The organism is Micromonospora sp. NPDC005367 (assembly GCF_040606825.1).
Lineage (GTDB): Bacteria > Actinomycetota > Actinomycetes > Mycobacteriales > Micromonosporaceae > Micromonospora.
Map to the genome: position 1 here is coordinate 141594 of NZ_JBEXFP010000007.1, position 16412 is coordinate 158005.

General features: G+C 71.2%; 16 protein-coding genes and 1 pseudogene. 7 read left to right on the forward strand and 10 right to left on the reverse strand.

Translation table 11 applies throughout. The features are described from left to right. Nucleotides 1-17: 17 nt before the first annotated feature. From prcB to arc, 5 genes are all read right to left on the reverse strand, one after another. Nucleotides 18-857 carry a proteasome subunit beta gene (gene prcB, locus ABZS42_RS07955; protein WP_355143192.1) on the reverse strand — a complete coding sequence of 280 codons (840 nt, stop codon included), beginning with the start codon at nt 855-857 and terminating at the stop codon, nt 18-20. Further along, nucleotides 776-1462, reverse strand: coding sequence for an endonuclease VII domain-containing protein (locus tag ABZS42_RS07960; RefSeq protein WP_355143193.1), 687 nt, complete (start codon nt 1460-1462; stop codon nt 776-778). The genes prcB and ABZS42_RS07960 overlap by 82 nt, the downstream gene beginning before the upstream one ends. 22 nt (nt 1463-1484) lie before the next feature. Continuing rightward, entirely contained in the window at nt 1485-1700 is a 216-nt protein-coding gene (locus tag ABZS42_RS07965; protein WP_355143194.1) for a ubiquitin-like protein Pup, read from the reverse strand. Between the two features lie 107 nt (nt 1701-1807). Next, complete coding sequence (gene dop, locus ABZS42_RS07970; RefSeq protein ID WP_355143195.1) at nt 1808-3325, reverse strand: depupylase/deamidase Dop; 1518 nt, start codon at nt 3323-3325, stop codon at nt 1808-1810. 229 nt (nt 3326-3554) lie between these two features. Then, nucleotides 3555-5336, reverse strand: coding sequence for a proteasome ATPase (arc, locus tag ABZS42_RS07975; RefSeq protein ID WP_355143196.1), 1782 nt, complete (start codon nt 5334-5336; stop codon nt 3555-3557). Between the two features lie 178 nt (nt 5337-5514). Between arc and ABZS42_RS07980 the strand changes: the two genes are divergently transcribed. Further along, nucleotides 5515-5808 (forward strand): ferredoxin, encoded by a 294-nt coding sequence (locus tag ABZS42_RS07980; protein WP_355143197.1) that lies wholly within the window; start codon nt 5515-5517, stop codon nt 5806-5808. Between the two features lie 100 nt (nt 5809-5908). Here the strand turns inward: ABZS42_RS07980 and ABZS42_RS07985 are convergent, their stop codons facing one another. The 3 genes from ABZS42_RS07985 to ABZS42_RS07995 form a co-directional block, all read right to left on the reverse strand. Next, entirely contained in the window at nt 5909-6481 is a 573-nt protein-coding gene (locus tag ABZS42_RS07985; RefSeq protein WP_355143198.1) for a hypothetical protein, read from the reverse strand. 78 nt (nt 6482-6559) lie between these two features. Then, entirely contained in the window at nt 6560-7510 is a 951-nt protein-coding gene (locus ABZS42_RS07990; protein ID WP_355143227.1) for a tRNA (adenine-N1)-methyltransferase, read from the reverse strand. A gap of 62 nt (nt 7511-7572) precedes the next feature. Beyond that, entirely contained in the window at nt 7573-8628 is a 1056-nt protein-coding gene (locus ABZS42_RS07995) for a M50 family metallopeptidase (RefSeq protein ID WP_355143229.1), read from the reverse strand. Between the two features lie 182 nt (nt 8629-8810). On the opposite strand from ABZS42_RS07995, the gene ABZS42_RS08000 reads away from it, so the two are divergent. The 6 genes and pseudogenes from ABZS42_RS08000 (at nt 8811) to ABZS42_RS08025 (ending at nt 14722) form a co-directional block, all read left to right on the forward strand. Then, the gene (locus ABZS42_RS08000) at nt 8811-9728 is read left to right on the forward strand and encodes a PD-(D/E)XK nuclease family protein (RefSeq protein WP_355143199.1); all 918 of its coding nucleotides are present in this window, start codon (nt 8811-8813) and stop codon (nt 9726-9728) included. 205 nt (nt 9729-9933) lie between these two features. Continuing rightward, entirely contained in the window at nt 9934-10107 is a 174-nt protein-coding gene (locus tag ABZS42_RS08005; RefSeq protein WP_355143200.1) for a hypothetical protein, read from the forward strand. A gap of 108 nt (nt 10108-10215) precedes the next feature. Then, a pseudogene (locus ABZS42_RS08010) lies at nt 10216-10350 on the forward strand (sensor histidine kinase); the annotation flags it as partial. Nucleotides 10351-10371: 21 nt separating this feature from the next. Then, nucleotides 10372-11052, forward strand: a complete 681-nt coding sequence (locus tag ABZS42_RS08015) for a response regulator transcription factor (RefSeq protein ID WP_355143201.1) — start codon at nt 10372-10374, stop codon at nt 11050-11052. A 350-nt stretch (nt 11053-11402) separates the two neighbouring features. After that, entirely contained in the window at nt 11403-12170 is a 768-nt protein-coding gene (locus ABZS42_RS08020) for an ABC transporter ATP-binding protein (RefSeq protein ID WP_355143202.1), read from the forward strand. Then, on the forward strand, nt 12170-14722 hold the full coding sequence (locus ABZS42_RS08025) for an FtsX-like permease family protein (protein ID WP_355143203.1): 2553 nt from the start codon (nt 12170-12172) through the stop codon (nt 14720-14722). The genes ABZS42_RS08020 and ABZS42_RS08025 overlap by 1 nt, the downstream gene beginning before the upstream one ends. A 95-nt stretch (nt 14723-14817) precedes the next feature. Here the strand turns inward: ABZS42_RS08025 and ABZS42_RS08030 are convergent, their stop codons facing one another. Both ABZS42_RS08030 and ABZS42_RS08035 read right to left on the reverse strand, forming a co-directional pair. Then, the gene (locus ABZS42_RS08030; RefSeq protein ID WP_355143230.1) at nt 14818-15471 is read right to left on the reverse strand and encodes an HAD family phosphatase; all 654 of its coding nucleotides are present in this window, start codon (nt 15469-15471) and stop codon (nt 14818-14820) included. Between the two features lie 140 nt (nt 15472-15611). Continuing rightward, entirely contained in the window at nt 15612-16355 is a 744-nt protein-coding gene (locus tag ABZS42_RS08035; protein ID WP_355143231.1) for a neutral zinc metallopeptidase, read from the reverse strand. Between the last annotated feature and the right edge of the window lie 57 nt (nt 16356-16412).

Sequence of the window (16412 nt, forward strand, 5' to 3'; positions counted from 1 at the left end):
CGAATACGGACGGCCGGTCAGCCGCCGGGGTTCTCCATCCGGCCGGAGACCACGGCCTCCGCGATCGCCGCCGTCTCGGCGTCGGTGAGCCGGTGCGTGCCCTCCGCGGTCGCGGTCATCACGACCGGGTAGATGCGGCGGGTCAGATCGGGGCCACCGGTCGCGGTGTCGTCGTCGGCGGCGTCGTAGAGCGCCTCGACCGCGAGCTTGACCGCGTCGTCGACCGACAGTCCGGCCCGGAACCGCTTCTTCAGGGCCGACTTCGCGAACAGCGAGCCGGAGCCGATGGCGTCGTAGCCGGTCTCCTCGTAAGGGCCACCGGTGACGTCGAAGCTGAAGATCCGGCCGGCCTTGGCCGGGTCGGCGGCAGCCAGGTCGAAGCCGGCGAAGAGCGGGATCACCGCGAGGCCCTGCATGGCGGCGCCGAGGTTGCCCCGGATCATCGAGGCGAGCCGGTTGGCCTTGCCGTCCAGCGAGAGCATGGCGCCCTCAATCTTCTCGTAGTGCTCCAGCTCCACCTGGAACAGCCGCATCAGCTCGATGCCGATCCCGGCGGTGCCGGCGATGCCGACCAGCGAGTACGCGTCGGCCGGATGCACCTTCTCGATGTCCCGCTGCGCGATCAGGTTGCCCATCGTGGCCCGCCGGTCGCCCGCCATCACGACGCCACCGGCGGCCGCGATGGCCACGATGGTGGTCGCGTGCGGCGCCATGTCGGCCGCCATGCCCGGCGGCAGCGGCCGCCGGCCGGGCAGCATCTCGGGTGCCACCTTGCTCAGGAACGCCGTGAAGGAGGACGTCCCCGCGTTGGTGAACACATCTGGTAGACGCCCGGATGGATCAAAACCCGCTGCCACGTGGTTCCTCTCAGGTACGTGATCGCCCTGGCCAGTCGCTCGGGACTGTCTCGGAACTGGCCAAGACCACCGTTGCAGTTGAAGCAGAGTATCCCGCGCACCCATCCGGTGCGATGATCGTGGTCCAGATGTTCCGGATCGGGGGTACCGCAGACCGCGCAGACGCCACCTTGCTCGGTGAGGAGTTCATCGAACTCCTTCTGCCCGACGCCGTACCGCCGCCGCAGGTCGTACTCACGGCTGCCGCCGTAGAGCCGCTGCTTGGTCTCCCGCGTCCGGCGATTGTGGCAGGGCTTGCAATACGTGGCGTAGCCCGTGCTGTCAGATCGATTGCGGGGGAACGCGGCTACGGGCTTGACGGTTTCACAGTCGGCGCAGAAACGGTGGCCTGCAGGGACTTCTCGGGCCGACTTCACCTCACGGTCGTAGTGCTCTTTCACCCGCTTGGCGTAGCTGGCCTTCGAGCGCACGTTGAAGCACGGCTTGCAGTAACTGCCGCGACCGCTGGGACGCTTGCTGCTCGCGCAGAACTCTTCGCGCGGCTTCCATTCCCCGCAGTCGCGACAGCGGCGTTGGCCGTCCTGGTCATTCAGAGGGAGCGGCATGCCCGTTTTGTCCCGGTATGCCCTACTGCCCCCCTTTTTGTACGTAACCCCTCACGAACTCTTCGGCGTTCTCCTCGAGGACGGAGTCGATCTCGTCGAGCAGGTCGTCGACGTCCTCGGTGATCTCGGCGTGCCGCTCGGCGACCTCCGGGTTCGCCTCGGTCGTGACGTCCTCGACTTCCTCGTTCTGACGGGACTTGCCCGACTGCGACTGACCGCCGCTGTCACGAGTGGCCATTGCTGCCTCCTCCAACGATCTCTTGCGAGAAACTTACCTCGCGCAGGCGACGAAAAGCCCGCCGCGCGCCGTAGCCGTAACGCGACGGGCTTTCACACCACGGCGGATCAGCCGCCAGTGAGCGTCTCCAGCAGGTCCTTGGCGCTCGCGCACCGGTCGAAGAGCGCCCCGACATGCTTGCGGGTACCCCGCTCCGGCTCCATCATCGGCACCCGCACCAGCGACTCGCGGCCCACGTCGAAGATGACCGAGTCCCAGCTCGCCGCGACCACCTCTGATGCGTACTGGGCGAGGCAGCGGCCACGGAAGTAGGCCCGGGTGTCCTCCGGCGGCTCCGTCATGGCGGTGCGGGTCTGCTCGTCGCTGAGCAGCGTCTTCATCGCGCCCCGGGAGACCAGGCGATGGTAGAGGCCCTTCTCCGGACGCACGTCGGAGTACTGGAGGTCGACCAGCTGAAGCTTGTGCGCCCCCCAGCCGAGCTTCTCCCGTTCCTGGTAGCCGTGCAGCAGCCGCAGCTTCGCCACCCAGTCCAACTCGTCGGCGCAGAGCATCGCGTCCCTGCCGAGCCGGTCCAGCACGCTCTCCCAGCGGGCCAGCACGTCCGAGGTCTGGGCGTCCACATCGTCGCCGTAACGGTCGTCGACAAAGGACCGCACCCGCTCGTAGTACGCCCACTGCACGTCCAGCGCCGTGAGCCGCCGGCCGTCACGCATCCGCATCAGGTGGGTCAGCGACGGGTCGTGGCTGACCGCGCGCAACTCGTTGACCGGGTCGGCGATTCCCAGGTCGGGGCCGAGCGCCTTCTCCTCGATCATGGTGAGGATCAGTGCGGTCGTGCCGACCTTCAGGTAGGTGGAGATCTCGGATAGGTTGGCGTCGCCGATGATGACGTGCAGTCGCCGGTACTTGTCCGCGTCCGCGTGCGGCTCGTCGCGCGTGTTGATGATCGGCCGCTTGAGGGTGGTCTCCAGGCCGACCTCGACCTCGAAGAAATCGGCCCGCTGGGAGATCTGGAAGCCGCTCTGGCTGCCGTCCTGGCCGATGCCGACCCGCCCGGCGCCGCAGACGATCTGCCGAGTGACGAAGAACGGGGTCAGGTACGCCACGATGTCCGCGAACGGAGTCTGCCGCCGCATCAGGTAATTCTCGTGCGCGCCGTAGCTGGCACCCTTGTTGTCGGTGTTGTTCTTGTAGAGATGGATCGGCTGGGTGCCGGGGATGGTGGCCGCCCGCCGGGCCGCCTCGGCCATCACCCGCTCCCCAGCCTTGTCCCAACGCACCACGTCCAGTGGGTTGGTCACCTCGGGAGTGGAGTACTCGGGGTGCGCGTGGTCGACGTAGAGGCGCGCGCCGTTGGTCAGTATGACGTTGGCCAGCCCCAGGTCTTCGTCGGCGAGGGCCTCCGCCGGGTCGTAGGCGGCGCCGGAGTAGGTGAAACCCCGGGCATCGCGCAGCGGCGACTCCTCCTCGTAGTCCCAGCGGGCGCGGCCACCGCGATTGAGTTCCGGGCGCGCCCCGTAGGCGTTCACCACCTGGGAGGAGGTGACCATCGGGTTGGCACCGGCCTGGCCGGGCACGGAGATGCCGTACTCGACCTCGGTGCCCATGATCCGTCGTACGCTCATCGACCTGCTCGCTTCGCTCGCCCGTCCGGTCCCCCGTCCCGTCGAGCGTAGTCGGCCACACGGCGAACGGGGGCTTCGCCGGGGTTGCGCCGTCCGCGGGTGGCGTGGAGGGCCCGCCGGGTGCGGCGGGCCGCGGCCCGCCGCGTGGAGATCCGGCTCGGGCCGGATGCGGCGATGGACGGGGCCCGGGGCGTACGCCACCCCGGGCCCCGTCGTCTCGCGCTGCCGGTCAGAGGTACTGGCCGGTGTTGCTCGCGGTCTCGATGGACCTTCCGGCGTCGGTGCCCTTGCCACCGGAGACGAGCGTGCGGATGTAGACGATCCGCTCGCCCTTCTTGCCGGAGATGCGGGCCCAGTCGTCCGGGTTCGTGGTGTTGGGCAGGTCCTCGTTCTCCCGGAACTCGTCGACGCAGGCGTCGAGCAGGTGCTGCAGGCGCAGTCCCTTTCGGCCGGAGGTGAGGAACTCCTTGATGGCCATCTTCTTGCCCCGGTCGACGATGTTCTGGATCATCGCGCCCGAGTTGAAGTCCTTGAAGTAGAGGACTTCCTTGTCGCCGTTGGCGTAGGTGACCTCGAGGAACCGGTTCTCCTCGGTCTCGGAGTACATCCGCAGCACGACCGCGTCGATCATCGCCGCCACGGTGGCCTGTGGGTCACCGCCGTGCTCGGTCAGGTCGTCGGCGTGCAGCGGCAGACCCGAGAGGATGTACTTGGAGAAGATGTCCTTGGCCGCCTCGGCGTCCGGCCGCTCGATCTTTATCTTCACGTCGAGCCGGCCGGGACGCAGGATGGCCGGGTCGATCATGTCCTCGCGGTTGGAGGCGCCGATGACGATGACGTTCTCCAGACCCTCCACACCGTCGATCTCGCTCAGCAGCTGCGGGACGATGGTGTTCTCCACGTCCGAGGAGACGCCGGAACCGCGGGTGCGGAAGACCGAGTCCATCTCGTCGAAGAACACGATCACCGGGGTGCCTTCGCCGGCCTTCTCCCGGGCTCGCTGGAAGATCATCCGAATGTGCCGCTCGGTCTCGCCGACGTACTTGTTGAGCAGCTCGGGGCCCTTGATGTTGAGGAAGAAGCTGGTGTGCTTCTCCTCGCCCCGCCGCTCGGCGATCTTCTTGGCCAGCGAGTTGGCCACCGCCTTGGCGATCAGCGTCTTACCGCAGCCGGGCGGCCCGTAGAGCAGGATCCCCTTGGGCGGGCGGAGCTGGTGCTCACGGAACAGGTCGGCGTGCAGGAAGGGCAGTTCCACCGCGTCGCGGATCTGCTCGATCTGCGCCTGGAGGCCACCGATGTCGGAGTAGTCGACGTCGGGCACCTCCTCAAGGACCAGCTCCTCGACCTCGCTCTTCGGGATCCGCTCGTACGCGTACGCCGAACGGGGCTCGATCATCAGCGAGTCGCCGGCCCGGATCGGGGATCCGATCAGGCTCTCCGCGAGGTGCACGATGCGCTCCTCGTCGGAGTGGGAGACCACCAGCGCCCGGTCACCGGGCCCTCCGCCGGGGCTCTCCAACACCTCCTTGAGCATGACAACCTCGCCGACCCGCTCGTAGCCGAACGCGTCCACGATGTTGAGCGCGTCGTTGAGCAGGACCTCCTGCCCGCGCCGCAGTTCGGCGACGTCCAACGACGGCGACACCGCGACGCGCAGCTTGCGGCCGCCGGTGAAGACGTCGACGGTGCCGTCGTCGTGCCGAGCGAGGAATACCCCGTAGCCACTCGGTGGCTGAGCGAGGCGGTCGATCTCCTCCTTGAGCGTCACGATCTGCGCGCGAGCCTCCTTGAGGGTGCTCACGAGCCGTTCGTTGTTCTCGGTCAGCCGCGCCAACTGCGCCTGGGTGGCGGCCAGCCGCTCCTCGAGCTGCCGGACGTGTCGGGGGCCTTCGGTCAACTTGCGCCGCACCAGGGCGAGTTCCTCTTGGAGGAAGGCGACCTGCGTGGAGAGATCGTGGGCCTCCTTCTCCCACCGTGCGGCGCGCGAGTCCGCGTCGTCGCTGCGTGTCACGTCCCACCTCCCCGGGGGGCTTGAACGTTCTGCCCTAACACTAGCCGCTATGAGCCCGATTCGGTCCCGCGCAACGCCCCTGTCACCGAACCTTGATCGCGAAGGGTGGGCATCGGGACCGGTGCGGGCGTTCGGGTACCGTCGGGGCGTAGGACGGGAGAACATGGGGGGTGCACCGGTGACGCAGGTCGCGACGGACCAGCTTCAGGTCTGGGTGGACCAGGATCTCTGCACGGGCGACGGGCTCTGCGTGCAGTACGCGCCGGAGGTGTTCGAGTTCGACATCGACGGCCTGGCCTACGTCAAGGGCCCCGACGGTGAGCTCCTGCAGACCCCGGGCAGCCGGGTCGACGTGCCGGAGCACCTGCGCCTCGAGGTGATCGACTCGGCGAAGGAGTGCCCGGGCGAGTGCATCCACGTGGTGCGCGCCGGCGACGGCGTCGAGGTGGCCGGCCCCGACGCCGAGGACTGAGTAGAGCGAGCGGACGGCTCGGCCGCGGTGCCGCCGGGCCGCCTTGTTCACCGCCACCGGTCGCGCCGCGGTGGACCCGATCCGGTGAACGCGCCGGGGGTCAGAGCATCGGCCGGCCGACGACCGAGGCGACCAGCCGCGCGAACTCCTCCAGCCGGGCGATCTGTCCGGCGCCGCCGTCGTCGAGGGTCTTGCCGAAGCGCAGCGCGTCGTGGCGGGGCGCGCCGACCACCTCCTCGGGTGGCGGCGCCTCGTCGAGCGAGGTCAGCAGCAGGTAGACGTCGATGCTGTCGACGCGGACCTCGCCGTTGTCGGAGCGGGTGAGCCGCCGCCGGCAGCCGACCTCGGTGACCGTGGAGACCGGCACCACCCGTAACGACGACGTCATCGATCCGGCCGGCCCCTCCCCCGGCGGCACGTCCTCGCCGTGCCAGAGGATCAGCCGGCTGCCGTCGCAGACGACGACCTCCTGCCACACCCCGTTGACCTCGTTGACGAAACGTTCCAGCGTGAAGCCGAGCACCGACGCGCCGCGCAGCACCCCGCCGAGCGCCTCCAGGGCGATGTCCGGGTCGCGCAGGTAGGCCCGCGCCGCCGACTCCAGGTCCTGGTACGGCGACCAGTCCGGGAAGACCGCTGGCAGGTCACCGCCGCCGTAGCCCGGGCTGCTCATGCCGTTTCCTCCCTCTGGTCGACACGCCCCTGGACCGTTCGCTGCCGCAACGACCACGTACTCATGCCAGGCGGCCCGTCACGGCGTGTCCAGCTCCTCCGTTGCCTCGGGCGTTGTGACCGCCGCCTGGGCGGCTGCCTGCCGGGCCGCCTCCGCCTCCCGCAGCACCTGGCGGCGCTGGACGTACGCCTCGGTGCCCTTGCTCGGTTTGCGTCGCCGGGGCGGCGCGGTGACGCCGGGGGCGAGCTTGCGGGCGGAGACGAGGAACGCGGTGTGGGCGACCATCCGGTGGTCCGGCCGTACGGCGAGGCCCTCGGCGTGCCAGTCACGCACCAGGGACTCCCAGGCCCTGGGCTCGGTCCAGCCGCCCCGCTCACGCAACGCCTCGACCAGCTCGGACAGCTGGGGGGTGGTGGCCACGTAGCCGATGAACACCCCGCCGGGCAGTAGCGCCCGCTCGACCATGTCCAGGGTCTCCCACGGGGTGAGCATGTCGAGGATGATCCGGTCGAAGCCGGTCTCCCGGCACTCGGCCACGTCGCCGACGTGCAGGTTCCACGCCGGGTGCGGGCCGTTGAAGAACGACTCCACGTTGCGGTGGGCGATCTGCGCGAAGTCCTCGCGGACCTCGTACGAGTGCAGCTCTCCCTCGGTGCCGACGGCCCGCAGCAGCGAGCAGCTGAGCGCGCCGGAGCCGGCGCCGGCCTCGAGCACCTTGGCGCCGGGGAAGATGTCGCCCATCGCGACGATCTGCGCGGAGTCCTTCGGGTAGATCACCTGCGCGCCGCGCGGCATGGACAACACGTAGTCGGAGAGCAGCGGGCGCAGGGCGAGGAACGCGGTGCCACCGCCGCTGGTGGTGACCACACTGCCGTCGGGCTGACCGATGAGCGCGTCGTGCTCGAGGATGCCGCGGTGGGTGTGGAAGGCCTTGCCGGGCTCCAGGGTGATGGTGTGCATCCGCCCCTTCGGGTCGGTCAGCTGCACCCGGTCGCCGACCTGGAAGGCGCCCCGGCGCGCCGGTGGCAGCCCGGGGCGGTCGGCGGGTGCCGGAGCATCCGGGTGGGCCGGGACGGCGGAGGGAGTTGCGCTCACGTGTTCATCTTCCGGTCGGGTTCGAGGAGCTGGGCGAGATCCGCGATGTGCAGAACGCCGACGACATCTTCGCCTGAGGTCACCACGTACTGCGCGCCCGGGTGGGTCTGCACGGCCTCCATCACGCGTTCCCCGTCCAACCCGACGGGCAGGACCGGCAGCGTGGACAGCGAGCGGGACACGGCGTCGACGGCGAGCCAGGGTCGGCGCTCGACGGGTACCGCCGCCACGGCGACCGGGTCGACCAGGCCGACGGGCCGGCCGGCGCCGTCGGTGACGAGCAGCGCCGAGCCGGTCCGCGCTTCCTCGGCTCGGCGCTGCGCCTCGGCGAGCGGGGTGCCGGTCGGCACCGGCCAGACCGGCCGGGCCAGACGGGCCAGGTCGATCAGCGGGAAGCGGCGGCTGACCTTCGCGTACCGGATCGACTGGCCGGCGCCGCGCCACAGGGTGAACGCCACCAGCAGCATCAGCGGCAGCGCCAGCGGGGCGAGTTGGTGGGTGAGGGTGAGCACGGCGACCAATCCGGCGGTGCCGGCGGCGACGATCCGCCCCACCCAGCCGGCCACCTCGGTGCCGCGGTGCCGGTCACTGGTCGCCGCCCACACCGCGGCGCGCAACGCCCGCCCGCCGTCGAGCGGCAGGCCGGGCAGCGCGTTGAAGACCGCGACGATCACGTTGCTCACCGCGAGCTGGAACGCGAGCTGGTTGGCGACCGTGTGGTCGGGCAGGGCGAGGGTGACCGCGACCGCGACCGCGCCGAGGACCGCGGAGACGGCCGGCCCGGCCAGCGACACCAGCAGGTCCACCCGGGGGGACGGGGCGTCGCGGTCCATCTCCGTGTAGCCGCCGAGCAGCTCGAGGGTGATCCCCCGCACGCCGATGCCGTACCGGCGGGCGGTGAGGGCGTGACCGAGCTCGTGCAGCAGCACCGAACCGAGCAGGGACACCACGAACCCGACGCCGATGATGTAGCCGCTGAGCTGCGACAGGGCCAGCTGGTCGCGGGCGAACTCGGCGTAGAGCACGGTCACCAGCAGGGCGAGCAGGAGCATCGAGCCGTTGAGGTACAGCGGTACGCCGAACACCCTTCCCACGGTGAGGCCGGGACTACCGCGGGGCCGGCGCCGCGGCCGGGACGTCTGCTCCATCGGGTCGATGCTACGTACTGTGCCTGAGACGGCGCGCGGGGCGGCGGGGGCGGAAGGTGTCACACCGGTGGCCTAATCTTCCCCACATGACGGCGGACCCGGTGATCACGCGACAGTCCACTGCCACGGCGGAGGTGCCGGCGACGGTGCGGGCCTCGTTGTCGCCGTCGCGGGCGGCGGATTTCAAGACCTGCCCCCTGCTCTACCGGTTCCGCAGCATCGACCGGCTGCCCGAGCGGCCCACCGTCGAGCAGGCCCGCGGCACGCTGGTGCACGCGGTGCTGGAACGGCTGTTCGACCTGCCCGCCACCGGCCGTAGCCCGGACGCCGCCGGCGACCTGGTCGCCCCGCAGTGGGACCGGCTGGTCACCGAGCAGCCGGAGCTGGCCGGGCTGTTCCCCGCCGACGGTGACCCGGCCGCCCGCGCCGAGTTCCTCCGCTCGGCCGCGGCGTTGCTCGAGGGCTACTTCGCGGTGGAGGATCCGCGTCGGCTGGAGCCCGCCGAGCGGGAGAGCCTGATCTCGGCGGTGGTCGACGACGAGCTGTTGATCCGCGGCTACCTCGACCGCCTCGATGTGGCGCCGGACGGCGCGCTGCGGGTGGTCGACTACAAGACCGGCGGCGCCCCGCGTGAGGCGTTCGAGGCGCGGGCCCTGTTCCAGCTGAAGTTCTACGCCCTGGTGCTGTGGCGCACCCGGGGTGTCGTCCCGCGCGTGCTGCGCCTGCTCTACCTGCGCGACGCCGAGATCTGCGACTACACCCCCGACGCCGATGAGCTGGTCCGGTTCGAGCGGACGGTGGTGGCGTTGTGGCGGGCGATCGAGCAGGCCACCGAGCAGCAGGACTTCCGGCCCCGGCCGAGCCGGCTCTGCGACTGGTGCAACCACCAGGCGCTCTGCCCGAGCTTCGGCGGCACACCGCCACCGTTCCCGGTCGCCGCGGCGCCGCCCGACCCGCTGCTCGACGCCCGGTCCCGGCCCGCGCAATCCGGGGCGGACGAGTGAAACGTCCTCCCTGCGGAGGCGACCGGCCTCTTCCTGGGCGATGATCGGCGCCACCGGAAGACGGCTGCCGTCGCGGGATGACCGAGCGCCCGTGGGCGGTGCCGCGCCGGTGCCCGCCCGCCGGCGAGGTGCTCGCCGCCCCGGTGGTGCTGGCGCTGGTGTTCGCACTGGGCACGCCATGTGAGTCTGGTCGCGTTCGCTGCCGGTGGCGGCCGCCTGGAGCGTGCTCTGCGCGGCGCCGGTGCGCATCGCCGGGCGGCGGCCCGGCCGGCGATCGGCGGCGATGGCCACGCCGGCGCTTCCGGCGCCGACCGGGGTCGGGGCGAGCGCGCATCTGCTCACGTCGATCACGCTGACCTACAGCGCGGCGGCGCGGTGACCCGACCCGCGATGCTGGCCGCCGTGGTGCTGTGGATTCGGTGGCGGTGGCCGACCTGGTCGCCCCCGGGCGAGGTCATCTGGACGAGGACGTGGACCGGCCCCCGGCTCCTCCGGCGTGGGGCACGCGCTGGTGGGCATGCGGGAGCGGGTCGGGCTCTACGGTGGTGTCCTACGGGCCGGCGGCGGCTTCCGGGTGTACGCGACGATTCCGGTGGAGCAGCCGGGGCGGGTGCCGGCGTGACGGGCGGGACAGGAGGGCGCTATGACCGATCGGACGCCACGGCCGGTACGTGTCCTGCTCGCCGACGATCAGCCGCTGCTGCGCACCGGGTTCCGGATGGTGCTGGGCGCGGAGCAGGACCTGGACGTCGTCGCCGAGGCCGGTGACGGTGTGGAGGCGGTGGACCTGTCCCGCCGGCTGCTGCCCGACGTGGTGCTGATGGACATCCGGATGCCACGGATGGACGGGGTGACGGCCACCCGGGCGATCGTCGACGCCCGCCTGCCGGTGCGGGTGCTGATCCTCACCACCTTCGACCTCGACGAGTACGTGGTGGGGGCGCTGCGCGCCGGGGCCAGCGGCTTCCTGGCCAAGGATGTGCCCGCCGCGGACCTGGTCGCGGCGATCCGCACCGTGGCCGCCGGGGAGGCGGTGGTGGCACCACGCATCCTCAAACGATTGCTGGACCGGTTCGCCGAGGTGCTGCCGGACCCGTCGGCCGCGCCGCCGCGTTCGCTGGCCGCGCTCACCGAGCGGGAGCGGGAGGTGCTGGTGCAGGTCGCCCGTGGTTTGTCCAACTCCGAAATCGCCGCACAGTTGTCGGTGAGCGAGACCACCATCAAGACGCACGTCGGGCACGTGTTGCTGAAGCTGGGGCTGCGCGACCGGGTGCAGGCCGTCGTGCTGGCGTACGAGACGGGCCTCGTACGCCCCAGGGGGTAGTGCGGCCGGCGAACTACCGCCACCGGCGTAGTCGAAGATCCGCCCTCGGCGCGAGGTAGCCGTTGCCGTCGTCACCTACCGTGACCGCAGACGGCCCGACACGGTTGACCCTCACGCGGCGTGAACCACGACGTCGGGCCCGGGTGCTCGACGGCGACGCACCGTGGTCGACCGGCCGCGGCGATCAGGGGCAACCCTGAGTCGGGATGGGGGGCACCCGCAGCGCAGAAATCCGCCATGGCTCCGACCGAGGTCGGAGAAGACTGGGGCGGTGAGCGCAGAGGATGGGACTGCCGCGCCGAACACAGCGGGGGGCGGCGCGGACCGACCGCACGACAGAGGGAGAAGACGTGACCGCGACGGTAGGCCAGCAGGCGCAGGCCGCGGCCCGGGCGAGCGACGTATGGAAGGTGTACGGCAGCGGCGAGGCGCAGGTCGTCGCGCTGCGGGGGGTCAGCGCCGAGTTCGAGCGGGGTCGCTTCACCGCGATCATGGGCCCGTCGGGGTCCGGCAAGTCGACGTTGATGCACTGCCTGGCGGGGCTGGACTCGGTGACCCGGGGGACGGTGTCGATCGGCGACACCACGGTCACCGGCCTGGGCGACGCCGGGCTGACCAAGCTGCGCCGGGACAAGGTGGGCTTCATCTTCCAGCAGTTCAACCTGCTGCCCACGCTCAGCGCCAAGGAGAACATCCTGCTGCCCTTGTCGATCGCCGGGCGCAAGCCGGACCCGGCCTGGTACGACATCGTGATCGACACGGTGGGGCTGCGGGACCGGTTGGACCACCGGCCGGCGCAGCTCTCCGGCGGGCAGCAGCAGCGGGTGGCGTGCGCCCGGGCCCTGGTCTCCCGCCCCGAGGTGATCTTCGCTGACGAGCCGACGGGGAACCTGGACTCCCGCGCCGGCGCGGAGGTGCTGAACTTCCTGCGCGACTCGGTACGCGAGCACGGCCAGACCATCGTCATGGTCACCCACGACCCGACCGCCGCCGCGTACGCCGACCGGGTGGTCTTCCTGGCCGACGGGCAGATCGTCTCGGAGTTGATCGAGCCGACCGCCGAGACCGTGCTGGACACGATGAAGAAGCTGGACGTCTCGACCGAGGTGAACGGCTGATGCTCCGGGCGACGCTCAAGAGCCTGCTGGCACGCAAGCTGCGGCTCACCCTCTCCGGCCTGGCCGTCGTACTCGGCGTGATGTTCGTCTCCGGCGCGTTCGTGCTGACCGACACCCTCGGCCGCACCTTCGACGCGATCTTCGCGGACGCGTACGAGGGGGTGGACGTCAACGTCGCGGCCAAGCCGAAGATCGCGATGTCGGAGTTCGAGGGCGAACAGCAGGCGCCACCGTTCCCGGCGGGCACGGTCGAGAAGGTCCGCGCGGTGCCCGGGGTGGCCGAGGCGACCGGGGTGGTCGCCGTCGACGGGGCCCGGCTGATCGGCAGCAACGGCAAGGCCGTCGCCTCGTTCGGTCCGCCGCAGCTCGGCGAGAACTGGACCGGCGAGACGGACCTGATCCGGCTGCGCGAGGGACGCGGCGCGGACGCCGCCGACGAGATCGTCATCAACAAGGGGCTCGCCGACGCGGGCAAGGTGAAGCTCGGGGACCGGGTCGGGGTGCTCAGCCCGATGGAACCGAAGCAGGAGTTCAAGATCGTCGGGATCTTCGGCTACAGCGGTGGCCGGGACTCGATCGGCGGCTCCAACGAGATCATGTTCACCACGCCGGTGGCCCAGCGGCTGATGCTGGGCGAGCCGAACACGTTCAACAGCGTGAGCGTGAAGGCCGCCGACGGCGTCACCCCCGAGTCGCTGCGCGACTCCGTGACCACCGCGGTGGGCGACGCGTACGTGGTGAAGACCGGCAAGCAGCTCTCGGAGGAGGCCGCGGAGGGCTTCAAGGAGGCGCTGTCGTTCTTCAACCGGATCCTGCTCGGCTTCGCGGCGGTGGCGCTGCTGGTCGGCACGTTCCTGATCCTCAACACCTTCTCGATCATCGTCGCGCAGCGCACCCGTGAGCTGGCGTTGATGCGCGCCATCGGGGCCAGCCGCCGGCAGATGATCGGCTCGGTGGTGCTGGAGGCGATCGCGGTGGGCCTGATCGCCTCGGTACTCGGCCTGGCCGCCGGCATCGGCATCGGCGCGCTGCTCGCGTGGGCGTTCGGCAACCTTGCCGGCGGGCTCACCCTGGCCGGGATCGGCGTACCGGTCTCGGCCGTGATCAGCGCGTTCGCGGTGGGCCTGATCATCACCGTGGTGGCGGCGCTGCTGCCGGCGCTGCGGGCGTCGCGGATCCCGCCGATCGCGGCGATGCAGGACGTGGCCACCCCGGACCGCCCGCTGACCCGGATCACGGTGGCCGGTGGTCTGGTCAGCGCAGTCGGCGCGGTGCTGCTCTTCCTCGGCCTGTCCGGCAACGCGGGCGGCAACACGCTGACGACGATCCTGGGTGGCGTGCTGTTCGCCTTCATCGGTGTCGCGTTGCTGACCCCGCTGATCAGCCGGCCGGTGGTGAGCCTGCTCGGGGCGATCTTCGCCTGGTCGGTGCCGGGCAAGCTGGGGCGGCTCAACTCGGGGCGCAACCCGCGCCGCACCGCCATCACCGCGGCCGCGCTGATGGTCGGCATCGCCCTGGTCACCGGCGTGACGGTGATCCTGGACTCGGCCAAGAGCAGCATCAGCGGCCTCGCCCAGGACACCATCAAGGCCGAACTGGTCATCGCCGGCGTGCAGAGCGGCCCGCGGCCGCCGACGTTCGACCCGGCGGTGCTCGAGAAGGCCGCCGCGATTCCCGGCGTCCAACTGGTCGACGGCGAGTACGGCGACCTGGCCGTGGTCGGCGGGGAACGCACCTGGGTGGCGGCGAGCAGCAACGACAGCGCGCTCCGGCAGATCTTCGGAGTGCAGCCCACGGCCGGTGACATCGACCGGCTCGGGCCGAAGCAGATGCTGATCAGCACGGACATCGCGGAGGACCGGGGGCTCTCGGTCGGTTCGACGGTGCCGGTGCAGCTGTCCCGAGGCGAACCGAGCACGTACACGGTCACCGGCATCTACACCAGCAGCCAACTGACCAACGGTGTCGTGCTCCCGCCGGAGGCGGCCCGCGACTTCGCCATCCCGCAGCCGGTCCAGGGCTTCATCCAGCTGGCCCCCGGCACGCAGGTCGCCAACGTGCAGCCGCAGGTCGAGGCGCTGCTCGCCGACTCCCCGGAGGTGTCGGTGGCCGACCGGGACGCGTTCATCGAGCAGCAGGCCGGTCAGGTGGACGGATTGCTCACGATGATCCAGATCCTGCTGGCCCTGGCCATCGTGATCGCGGTCCTCGGCATCATCAACACGCTGGCGCTGTCGGTGCTGGAACGCACCCGCGAGCTGGGGCTGTTGCGGGCCATCGGGCTGCGCCGGGCGCAGACCATGCGGATGATCACCGTCGAGGCGGTGGTGATCTCGGTGTTCGGCGCGCTGCTCGGCGTCGTCGTCGGCACCGGCCTGGGCGCCGCGGTGGTCGAGGCGCTGAAGGACGAGGGCATCACCGACCTGGTCCTGCCGTGGACGCAGATACTGGTCGCCCTCGGGCTCGCCGCGGTCGTCGGAGTGGTCGCCGCGGTGCTGCCCGCGGTCCGGGCGGCCCGGATCAACGTCCTGGGCGCCATCGCCCACGACTGACGAGTACGCAGCGGCCCCCGGCCAACGCGGCCGGGGGCCGCGCTACATCCGAGCTTCCGCGTGGGGCCCCGCCGACCGGTGGGGCCCCCGCCGCGTCACGCGCCGGCGGTCGGCTCGCCGAGCAGCGCGGCGAGCAGCTCCAGGTCGACCGCGGTCAGGCTCTCGAGCTGGTGTACGCCGTCCGTCGACGGCAGTGGCACCTCGCCCGGTACGGCCAGCACGGCGGCGCCGGCGGCCAGGGCGCTGGCCACGCCCGTCCGCGAGTCCTCGATCGCCACGCACCGCTCGATCGGCACACCGAGCAGCCGAGCCGCCGTCAGGTACGGCTCCGGGTGCGGCTTGGTCGCGACCACCTCGTCGCCGCAGACCACCACGTCGAAGCTGTCCCGCCCGAGGGTCTCCAGCGCCACCTCGACCAGCGGCCGGCCACTGGAGGTGACCAGGGCGGTCGGGATGCCGGCCGCGCGTACCGCCTTCAACAGGGCCATCGCCCCCGGCCGCCAACGCAACCCGGAGCGGAACAGCTCCAGGATCCGCGCGTCGATCCACGCGGCGCTGACCGCCGGGTCCCGCTCCGGCTGGCCGAGGTCGTCGTGGAGGATGCGCATCGAATCGGCCATGGCCGTGCCGATGATCGCCTTGCGGGCGGTCTCGGAGAGGGTGCCGCCGTACGTCTCAGCGAGCTCCTGCAACGCGACGTCCCACAGCTTCTCGCTGTCGACCAGGGTGCCGTCCATGTCGAAGAGCACGGCGGCGGGATGACGGCTGGTGTACGGATCCTCCAGGGACATGCCGGGATCCTCTCAGGGGCACGCCGGTTCGGTCGTCGCGGTGCCCGCCCGGGTGACCCACGCAATCGCCCGGCGCGGCGCGGCCCGACCGGCCGGGGTCAGCCGAGGTCGCAGGCGGCGAGCGACCGCTCGTAGCCGCGGAAGAACGACTCGGTGCGCTGCTCCGCGGTGCCGTGCGAGCCCTCGGCGAACCAGGGCTGGTCGGGGTCGTCACCGACCGCCGCCAACCCTTCCCGGAACTCCTCCAGGTCACCCTCGCCGAGGGTGAGCAGGCGGGACCGGACCGAGTCGCCGAGGTACGCCCCGGCCATGCAGTCGGCCTGCAACTCCTGCTGGATGGTGAAGTTGTAGCGGATGCCGAGGCGCACCTGGATGCCGTGCGCGTACTCGTGGCCGAGCAGGTAGAACACGAACGCGTCGCCGACCTGCCGGAACGCGGCCACCGACCAGGCCACGTCGTACGCGATGAAGTCGCCCTGGGAGCAGTAGACCGCGTTGTTGCGGGGCAGCGCCTGCCCGCCGCAGGAGACCTCACCGGCCCGCTGGTAGGGGATGATCTGCCGGATCGGCCGGAACCGCTCCCCCGACGACCGGAACTGGGCCGCCCAGTAGCGCTCGGCCACGGCCTGCGCGTCGGTGACGTCCTGGGCGAACTCCTCGATGCTCATGGTGCCGTCGGCGCGGGTGGTGGCCGTGCCGGGCGCCGCCGTCGGCTCGGCCGGCGCCGGCTCGCGGCCCTGCGGGTCACCTACGCCGCCCACGAAGCAACCGCCGGCCGCGACGAGCGCCACCAGCAGCCCCGCCAGCGGCCCTCGGAACCGACCTGTCGAGCGTCCGTCCACATCGTCCTCCCCGGCAGCGTGCTCACGCACGCGATACCCCGACGGTACGTGCGCCCG

What these genes read in the sequence shown, in the direction of transcription:
- ABZS42_RS07960 (WP_355143193.1), bottom strand. Translation starts at nt 1,462, where the DNA reads ATGCCGCTCCCTCTGAATGACCAGGACGGCCAACGCCGCTGTCGCGAC.
- ABZS42_RS07965 (WP_355143194.1), bottom strand. Translation starts at nt 1,700, where the DNA reads ATGGCCACTCGTGACAGCGGCGGTCAGTCGCAGTCGGGCAAGTCCCGT.
- dop (WP_355143195.1), bottom strand. Translation starts at nt 3,325, where the DNA reads ATGAGCGTACGACGGATCATGGGCACCGAGGTCGAGTACGGCATCTCC.
- ABZS42_RS07985 (WP_355143198.1), bottom strand. Translation starts at nt 6,481, where the DNA reads ATGAGCAGCCCGGGCTACGGCGGCGGTGACCTGCCAGCGGTCTTCCCG.
- ABZS42_RS07995 (WP_355143229.1), bottom strand. Translation starts at nt 8,628, where the DNA reads ATGCTCCTGCTCGCCCTGCTGGTGACCGTGCTCTACGCCGAGTTCGCC.
- ABZS42_RS08000 (WP_355143199.1), top strand. Translation starts at nt 8,811, where the DNA reads ATGACGGCGGACCCGGTGATCACGCGACAGTCCACTGCCACGGCGGAG.
- ABZS42_RS08015 (WP_355143201.1), top strand. Translation starts at nt 10,372, where the DNA reads ATGACCGATCGGACGCCACGGCCGGTACGTGTCCTGCTCGCCGACGAT.
- ABZS42_RS08025 (WP_355143203.1), top strand. Translation starts at nt 12,170, where the DNA reads ATGCTCCGGGCGACGCTCAAGAGCCTGCTGGCACGCAAGCTGCGGCTC.